This is a genomic window from Microcoleus sp. MOSTC5, assembly GCF_036701825.1.
In the GTDB taxonomy this organism is placed as follows: domain Bacteria; phylum Cyanobacteriota; class Cyanobacteriia; order Cyanobacteriales; family Microcoleaceae; genus Microcoleus; species Microcoleus asticus.
Genome location: NZ_JAUBRK010000082.1, coordinates 21,226 through 29,453, shown reverse-complemented (window position 1 = coordinate 29,453; position 8,228 = coordinate 21,226). Strand labels below are relative to the sequence as shown.

At 45.9% G+C, this 8,228-nt stretch carries 5 protein-coding genes; 3 read left to right on the top strand and 2 right to left on the bottom strand.

All coding sequences use genetic code 11. The features are described 5' to 3' along the window. Positions 1-285: 285 nt before the first annotated feature. Positions 286-1,089, top strand: a complete 804-nt coding sequence (locus QUA54_RS30265; RefSeq protein WP_333418271.1) for a Uma2 family endonuclease — start codon at positions 286-288, stop codon at positions 1,087-1,089. A gap of 19 nt (positions 1,090-1,108) precedes the next feature. After that, positions 1,109-4,015, top strand: a complete 2,907-nt coding sequence (locus tag QUA54_RS30260; RefSeq protein ID WP_333418269.1) for a CHAT domain-containing protein — start codon at positions 1,109-1,111, stop codon at positions 4,013-4,015. 322 nt (positions 4,016-4,337) lie between these two features. On the opposite strand, the gene QUA54_RS30255 is transcribed toward QUA54_RS30260, so the two are convergent. Continuing rightward, positions 4,338-4,925 (bottom strand): fasciclin domain-containing protein, encoded by a 588-nt coding sequence (locus tag QUA54_RS30255; RefSeq protein ID WP_333418267.1) that lies wholly within the window; start codon positions 4,923-4,925, stop codon positions 4,338-4,340. 65 nt (positions 4,926-4,990) lie between these two features. Here QUA54_RS30255 and QUA54_RS30250 point away from each other — a divergent pair, with 65 nt between their 5' ends. After that, positions 4,991-7,492 carry a CHAT domain-containing tetratricopeptide repeat protein gene (locus tag QUA54_RS30250; protein WP_333418265.1) on the top strand — a complete coding sequence of 834 codons (2,502 nt, stop codon included), beginning with the start codon at positions 4,991-4,993 and terminating at the stop codon, positions 7,490-7,492. Positions 7,493-7,505: 13 nt separating this feature from the next. Here QUA54_RS30250 and QUA54_RS30245 read toward each other — a convergent pair whose 3' ends face one another. Beyond that, positions 7,506-8,132 (bottom strand): hypothetical protein, encoded by a 627-nt coding sequence (locus QUA54_RS30245; RefSeq protein ID WP_333418263.1) that lies wholly within the window; start codon positions 8,130-8,132, stop codon positions 7,506-7,508. Between the last annotated feature and the right edge of the window lie 96 nt (positions 8,133-8,228).

Sequence of the window (8,228 nt, the reverse complement as noted above, 5' to 3'; positions counted from 1 at the left end):
CTTTGATAACTTTCGGGCGAGGCTATTAGCTTGCTTTTCTAATTAGTTTTGCTGATCACCTTGACTCCAGAAGAGCCGCCAAAACAATAATGATTAAGATTGATGAATAATGATGCAATTTTAGGGAAACGTGTTATAGTAACCGACGATCGCATTTTTGCTGCTGGGTACGATCGCCCCTTCGCCGATAGGTTAATCTAAAGTTAATGCCAAAAAAAGTTAAATTTATCGATCGCACGGCGTGAATTAGCGTAATTTTGATCGGCAGCTAGGAGGCAAGCAACTATGTATCAAACCGAAGAGTCCCCAACCCCAAAAAACGTACTCCCGACGATGTACGATCTTCCCAGCGAACACCCGGAGGATTCTGGTTTGCCCGATCTATTTCATCTTTGGCAATCCCGCGGCTTAGAATATACTTTTAAACCTAGTAATTATCCAAGCGATCGAGTTTTTATTGCCAGCGACTTAAATCTCTACTTTGATGTGAACCACACTCAGTGGTACAAAAGGCCTGATTGGTTTGGCGTCGTCGGGGTTGACAGGCTTTACCAACAGCAAGAATTGCGGAAATCTTACGTGATTTGGCAAGAAGAAGTCAATCCTTTTGTGGTAGTGGAACTGGTGTCGCCGGGAACAGAAAACGAAGATTTGGGACAAACAGTCAGAGGAGTCGCTCAACCTCCGACTAAATGGCAAGTTTACGAACAGATTCTCAGGGTTCCTTACTATATAGTATTTGATGGAGCCACCAATAATCTCCGGGCTTTTGTGTTAGCGGGCGATCGCTATCAAGAATTAATTTTAACTCAGCCGCGGGTGTGGATGCCGGAGATCGAATTGGGTTTGGGAATTTGGCAAGGTGCTTTTGAAGGTTTGGAGCGATCGTGGCTGCGCTGGTATGATGCTAGTGGCTGTTGGATTCCGACGACCGCCGAACTCGCCCAGCAGCAAGCCGAACTCGCCCAGCAGCAAGCCGAACAACAGCGCCAGCAGAAAGAAATCGCCCAGCAGCAAGCCGAACAACAGCGCCAGAGAGCAGAGCGTTTAGCCGAGAGGCTGAGGACAATGGGGATCGATCCAGATTAACTGTAGTTGAGAACCGAAAATGGCACGTAAACAGACGGGAAAAATTCAAAAAATACTCGATATTTCGGGGAGTAGCTCTCTGTTTGGAGCCATCAAAAGACTCTACACTCGACAATGGTCGATCGCACTTACTTTATTATTTATCATCTCAACGGCAGTACCGCCAGTAATCTCGGCAACAGCTCAAATCCCAATTATTCAAGCTCAACAGAATACATCCCAACTCGTACAGCAGGCTAAAACACTTTACGAACAGAGACAGTTCGATCGAGCTGCGAATATCTGGCAACAAGCCGCTGCTGCATTTGCCGCCAAAAGCGACAGTTTAAATCAAGCAATGGCACTCAGCAATCTGTCGCTCACCTACCAGCAACTCGGACAGTGGACTCAGGCAAAAACTGCGATCGGCCAAAGCATCAATCTGCTGCAAAAATTAGAAAAAACCTCAGAGCAAAAGCGGATCGTCGCACAAAGCCTCGACATTCAAGGGCGGCTGCAAAGAGCCAGCGGAGACTCACAAACTGCGATCGAAACTTGGCAAAAAGCCGCCGAAATTTATACTCAAATCGGGAACAAAGACGCTGCTATTCAAAATCAGATAAATCAATCCCAAGCTTTGCAAGATTTAGGACTTTACCCCAGAGCTTGCCAAACTTTACTCAAGGCTTTTGAGCTGGATATCCCAGACTGTAAAACTTTAAACGAATTACCGCCAGAAACTGCAACCAAAAAGTTAGAAATTATCGCAAACAGGCCGGATTCGCTGCTGAAATTTGATGCAATGCACGGCCTCGGAGACATTCTGCGAGCGATCGGCGATTTGCAGCTATCTCAAAATATTTTAGAATCGAGTTTAACGGTTGCCCGGAATTTGCGATCGCCCCTAGAGGAAAGTACAGCAACGCTGAGTTTGGGCAATACAGCCAGAGCATTTGTGGAAAGACAAATCTTGCTTCCTCCCCAAGACCAAGATACCACAATACTTATCTTAAAAACTCAAGCAGCCTTAAACTTTTACCGCGAAGCCGCACAGCTATCTCCATCTCTAACAGCCCAAATTCAAGCACAACTCAATCAACTCAGTTTGCTGTTAGAAAGCCAGCCGTGGATCGGAGACGGCGAATTAACAAAGGCTCGGGATTTGTGGCCGTCAATTCAAACGGAAATTAATAACTTGCCAGTTAGTAGAGGCGGAATTTACGCTCAAATTAACTTAGCTCAAAGTTATTTCAAACTGAGCAAAAGAGGGGCAACCGCAGCAAGATTGCCTTTACAATTGCCAACAGCTAGCGAGATCAATCAAATCTTGACAAAAGCAGCAGAACAAGCTAGAATATTGGGCGATAAAAAAGCAGAAGCTTATGCGGTTGGCAGTTTAGGAACTCTGTACGAAAGATCGAAACTGTGGCAACCGGCAGAAAGTTTGACAAACCAAGCTTTAAACTTAGTTTCAGCCTCCAAAGCAGCGGACATTACCTATCAATATTTCTGGCAGTTGGGACGCATCCGCAAAGCGCAAGCAGATATCGAGAAAAGCTTGGGAAATACAGAAGCAGCCGAAAAGTATATTGAGACGGCAGTTGTAGCTTACACCAATGCTTTTGAAAATTTGCAATCGCTCCGCAGCGACTTAGTAGCTATCAATCCCGAAGTGCAATTTTCATTCCGGGATAGCGTAGAACCAGTTTACCGCCAATTAGTCGCATTGAACTTGCAAGTCGCCAAATCTCTCATCAGTAAAGGCAAAATTGATGACAGCCAAAAATCGCTGAAACAAGCTAGAAATGTAATCGAATCTCTGCAAATAGCGGAACTCAACAACTTCTTTCAAGATGCGTGCGTCGATGTCAAAACCCAACAAATCGATGAAGTCGATCGCACTGCTGCAATTATCTATCCAATTATCCTCGAACAGCAGCTAGAAGTAATAGTCCGCTTGCCCGGCGGCAAGCTGCTTTTGTACACTCCAAAGAACCCCAATAACAACAGTGAGGTTGTCACTCAACAAGAACTAGAAAATACTTTAATAGAATTGCGCTCGGGCGAGAAAAATGCCTCAATTCAATCGACAGCCAGCGGCAATAACTTTTTGCCTTTAACTCAAAAAGTGTATGATTGGTTGATCCGCCCGATCGAAACTGGACTGCAAGAGAGCCAAGCCAAAATATTAGTTTTTGTCCTCGACGGCGAATTGCGAAATATCCCGATGGCAGTGCTGCACGACGGCAGTCAATATTTAGTAGAAAAATATGCGATCGCCCTCACACCCGGTTTGCAACTGCTAAACCCACAACCTCTATCGCAAGCGCAGTTAAGAGCCTTAATTGCCGGTGCAACTAATGCCCCCAGCTTTCAAGCAAACAATCTCAATCCGCTGCCCGGTGTCCAAAGAGAATTGAACGATATTGCCGAAACACTGCCGAATAATGACAAGCGCGAAAATGAAAATTTTACCAAAGCCAACCTGCAAGCTATTATCAATCGAGTGCCTTATCCTGTAGTTCACATCGCAACACACGGACAGTTTAGTTCCAACGCTGAAAGAACATTTATTCTCGACTGGAACGGACAAATTAATGTTAAAGATTTAGATGGCTTGCTGCGAGTAACAGATCGAAAAAAACCGATCGAACTGCTCGTTTTAAGCGCTTGCGAAACCGTAGCGGGAGACAGCAGAGCCGCTTTGGGATTGGCGGGAGTTGCGGTGCGCGCGGGCGCCCGCAGCACCCTAGCGACGCTGTGGCAAGTTAACGATGAAAGTACGGCTGTGTTTATGAGCGAATTCTACAGCGAACTAGCTAAATCAAATCAGAATGTGAATAAAGCTGAAGCTTTGCGCCGCGCTCAGGTAAAGCTGTTGAAAGATAGTAAATACCAGCATCCATATTTCTGGGCACCTTACGTTTTAGTGGGGAATTGGAAATAGAATCCTGCTGCCTGAAATGCCAATCTTCCACATCCAAACCTTAAAAAAGGTTCGTAGTTGCGCTTCAGCGCTGAGGCCTCAGGTAAAATCGCACATTACTCCCTTCCCGGTAGAAGATTATCTACTTCTTCCTTCTTCTTTCTGATTCTTCGTGTCCTACCCTTCGGGAACGGCTTCGCCGAACGCGTCTTCGCGGTTCAATAATACTAATTCTTCGAGTCCAAAGGAGTAAAAAAAATTCGTAGTTGCGCTTCAGCGCTAAAGCGCAACTACGAACCCAATACGAACTTAATACGAACCTAATACAAACCTAAAAATTGCTTCAAGGTTGAAAATCCGGGGGTAAAAGTAAATTGTCTACCCGCACAATTACGCCGTTGCTAGCTTCAATTGACGGTTGAACTCCTTTAACATTATCGTTGATTATCACTCCATCAGGCGCGACACTAATTTTCACCGTGCCGCCTTCAACAGTTTTGATTTCCCCTTTATTCACGTCTTCAGGAGTGACGCTGCTAGCAATTAAATGATATTTCAAAACTCTCGCTAATTTATCCTTGTTTTGCGGCTGGAGTAGCTGCGCGTAGACGGCAGCATTTTTCCTAAAAGCTTGATTGGTAGGAGCGAAAATTGTTAAAGGACGCCCCTCTTGTTTCAACGTATCCGTCAAACCAGCAACAGCCAAAGCTGAAGTAAGTGTTTTGAATTCGCTTTCTCTAGCAAGAGTATCCGCAATATTGCCGCCGGAACGCTGAGGGGAGTCAAGCACGGAAGAGGGCTGAAAAACGCTCTGGGATTCGCGGGTAGATTGGGCTAAGACTGGAAAAATCAAGACACTGCTGATGCTGAAAATTCCCGCTAGCACCGCCGCCGGATCGCCCCAGTCTTTAGAATTGTTAAATTTGCTCATAATGTATGCGTAAATTTACCGAAAATCATCTACACTCATTATAATCCCTAGAATAAAAGCTGCTTGTGGCAATCGACTGCCAAACATTTTATACCCGATGCCTGTTGTTAGCGAGTGCAACGCTGCTGCTGTGGGCGTCTCCATCTCCGGTGCTCTTTTTCTGTCCTCAAATATCTCTGGCACAAACCCCAACAGTTCGCGCCACCAAAAAGTCGGAAGCAGAACAGCTTTATCAAGCAGCTACCGAGCAATTAAACAAAAGTCAATTCCGTGCAGCTTTGAAAGCATTCGAGCAGGTTTTGGCAACTCTCAGGCAAATTAGCGAACCCCAGGCAGAAGCAGCAACGCTCAACCAAATTGGCTTGGTTTACAACAATCTAGGCGAGTCGCAAAAAGCGCTGAATTACTATCAGCAAGCACTGACAATTTTTCAACAGCAAAAGGCTCGGAAAGAGCAAGGCACAGCCCTGACAAACATCGCGGCAGTTTACCGCAATCTCGGTCAGTATCAAAAAGCTTTGGAATTTTACCAGCAAGCTTTGACGCTGCGGCGCGAAGTGAAAGATGCGGTGGGTGAAGCGGCAACTCTCAATAACATGGCGGCAGTTTACGACAATCTCGGTCAGTATCAAAAATCTCTGGAATTCTACCAACAAGCTTTGGCAATTTTTGAGAAAGTAAATGACGGTAGAGGCAAAGGTACAACTCTCAATAACATTGGACTAAATTACGGCAATCAAGGTGCATATCCAGAAGCTTTATCTTACTACAAACAAGCGCTGGAGATTTTGGAGGCAGCGGGCGATCGCATGGGAGTGGGTCGAACTTTAACTAATATCGGTTTTGCTTACAGCAATCTCGCTGAATATCCCAAAGCTTTGGTATCTCTAGAACAAGCTTTGGCAATTCGGCGGGAAATCGGCGATCGCCCCGGAGAAGCTGTCACCCTCGACCGCATGGGAACAGTTCACCGACAACAAAATTCTTATCAAACAGCGCTGCAATTCTACGAGCAAGCTTTAACCGTTTTTAGGGAAGTAAATAATACTTCGGGCGAAGGCTATACTCTCAGCAATATCGGCGCAACTTTGTTAAAAAGCGGCAGCTTTGAAGAAGCAACAAAGAAATTAATGGCGGCGGTGGAAGTTTGGGAATCGCTGCGACCGGGATTGACTGACGAAAATAAAGTATCGCTGTTTGAAAGGCAAGCTGAAACTTACAGTTTTTTGCAGCAAGCTTTGATTGCTCAAAACAAAACTGAAGCAGCTTTAGAAATTGCGGAAAGAGGCAGGGCGCGAGCATTTGCCGAGCTGTTGGCTTCTCGTTTGGGAACGGAGAAATCCGAGCAGTTGGCGGCGTCCAAACCGCCAAACTTAGCACAAATTAAACGGATTGCTGCGGAGCAAAAAGCAACATTAATTGAATATTCAATTGTTGATGAAAAAGTTTATGTCTGGGCGATCGCACCTGGTGGCGATATTGCCTTCCGCCAAATTGATACTAGCAATTTAAATATTTCCCTGTCTGAGGCGGCGAAGAATACGCTAGTAGCAGCAGCTACGGGCAGAAATCGCGGAGGGGCGCCGGATGCTCGCGCCGCAGAAAGTGGCAATAATTCAGCAAAGGTTTCAGCTCGGAGAATCAACCGCCACCTGCATGAAACCTATAAATTATTGATAGAACCGATCGCAAATATTTTACCAAAAAATGAGGGCGAGCGGGTAATTTTTATCCCCCAAGGTGTGCTGTTTTTAATTCCTTTTGCAGCTTTACAAGATGCCGCAGGCAATTATATAATAGAAAAACATACTATCTCAATTGCACCTTCAATTCAAGTATTAGATTTAACTCGCCAGCACCGGCAGCGCCTGCGATCGCACCCGAACTCGCAAGTATTGGTAGTCGGAAATCCGACAATGCCCAGCATTCGATCGATCCCGGATGAGGCGCCGACACCTTTGAGTCCTTTGCCGGGGGCAGAAAAAGAAGCGATCGCAATTGCGAGCATACTCGGAACGCAAGCAGTTGTCGGCAAGGATGCTACGGAAAGGGCGATCGCGCAGAAGATGTCGCAAGCGAGAATCATTCATTTAGCGACTCACGGATTGCTCAACGAACTTCAAGATCGGAATTTGGGAGTACCGGGTGCGATCGCGCTTGCACCCGATCGCACTCCCCCAACCGGGGCGGGCACGGGGGCACCGCCCCTACATCAAGGGGATGCAGCAGGCGACGGTTTGCTGACTTCTGGGGAGATTTTTCACCTGAAGCTGAACGCGGAATTGGTGGTGCTGAGCGCTTGCAATACCGGCAGGGGAACGATTTCGGGGGATGGGGTGCTCGGGTTGTCGCGATCGTTTATCTCTGCCGGAGTTTCGAGTATTGTGGTATCGCTGTGGTTTGTGCCCGACGCACCGACAGCGGATTTAATGACAGAATTTTACCGCCAATTGCAGCAGAATTCCGATAAAGCGGCGGCACTGCGGCAGGCGATGTTAGCGACGATGCGGCTGAATCCTCAACCCAGCAATTGGGCGGCTTTTACATTGATTGGGGAAGCGGATTGATGGGGTATAGTGTTTAAGTGCGATCGCCAATTTCAGCATCCAGCAGCAATTCGCACTGTTGAAACACGTAATTGATCGCGGCAAAAAGCCGATCTAATTCTTGAATTGTATAAAACATTTGATTGCGAGTAAAAACATTAGATTTGAGTTTGCCTAACTGCCATATTCCCCCATTCGAGACAATTCCAAATACTTCTTGCTCGGATTTTTCATTCAGTCGCTGTGCCGCAATCATTTCCGCCAAACACTGCGCCCATCCATTTTCAAAGTTATCTTGTTTCGCTTCAACTAACAGAAAGTAAGGTTGTTCAAACACGACTTTGCCTAATACAGAACGCTTAGCCAAAATATATTCAGGAAATCCCGACAGATATTGATCGTAGGTGAGAGATTGATGGCTCCACAAAACAAATCCGCTGTAATAGCGCTTCCAAACTTCTTTGAGCACTGGATAAATCAAATTTTCGCAAATTGCAAATTCTGAATTGTCAACCACTCCTTCTCGCATTGTAAATTCTAAATCTTCTCGAAAGTAGTCAGAGACATGAAACTCTGTTTCTACTATAAAATTAGATTCGGTGTAGGTAATCTGAAATTCTTTGAGGACTGAACCGACTGTTTTGTAAGCGCTGGAGGGCATAATCGCTTACCAGATTTAGGTTGCGTATTTTATTGAGCTGATTTTAGCATGGGAAAAGGGCGATCGTACTGGATGGGATGGGGGAGTGGGAAGGGC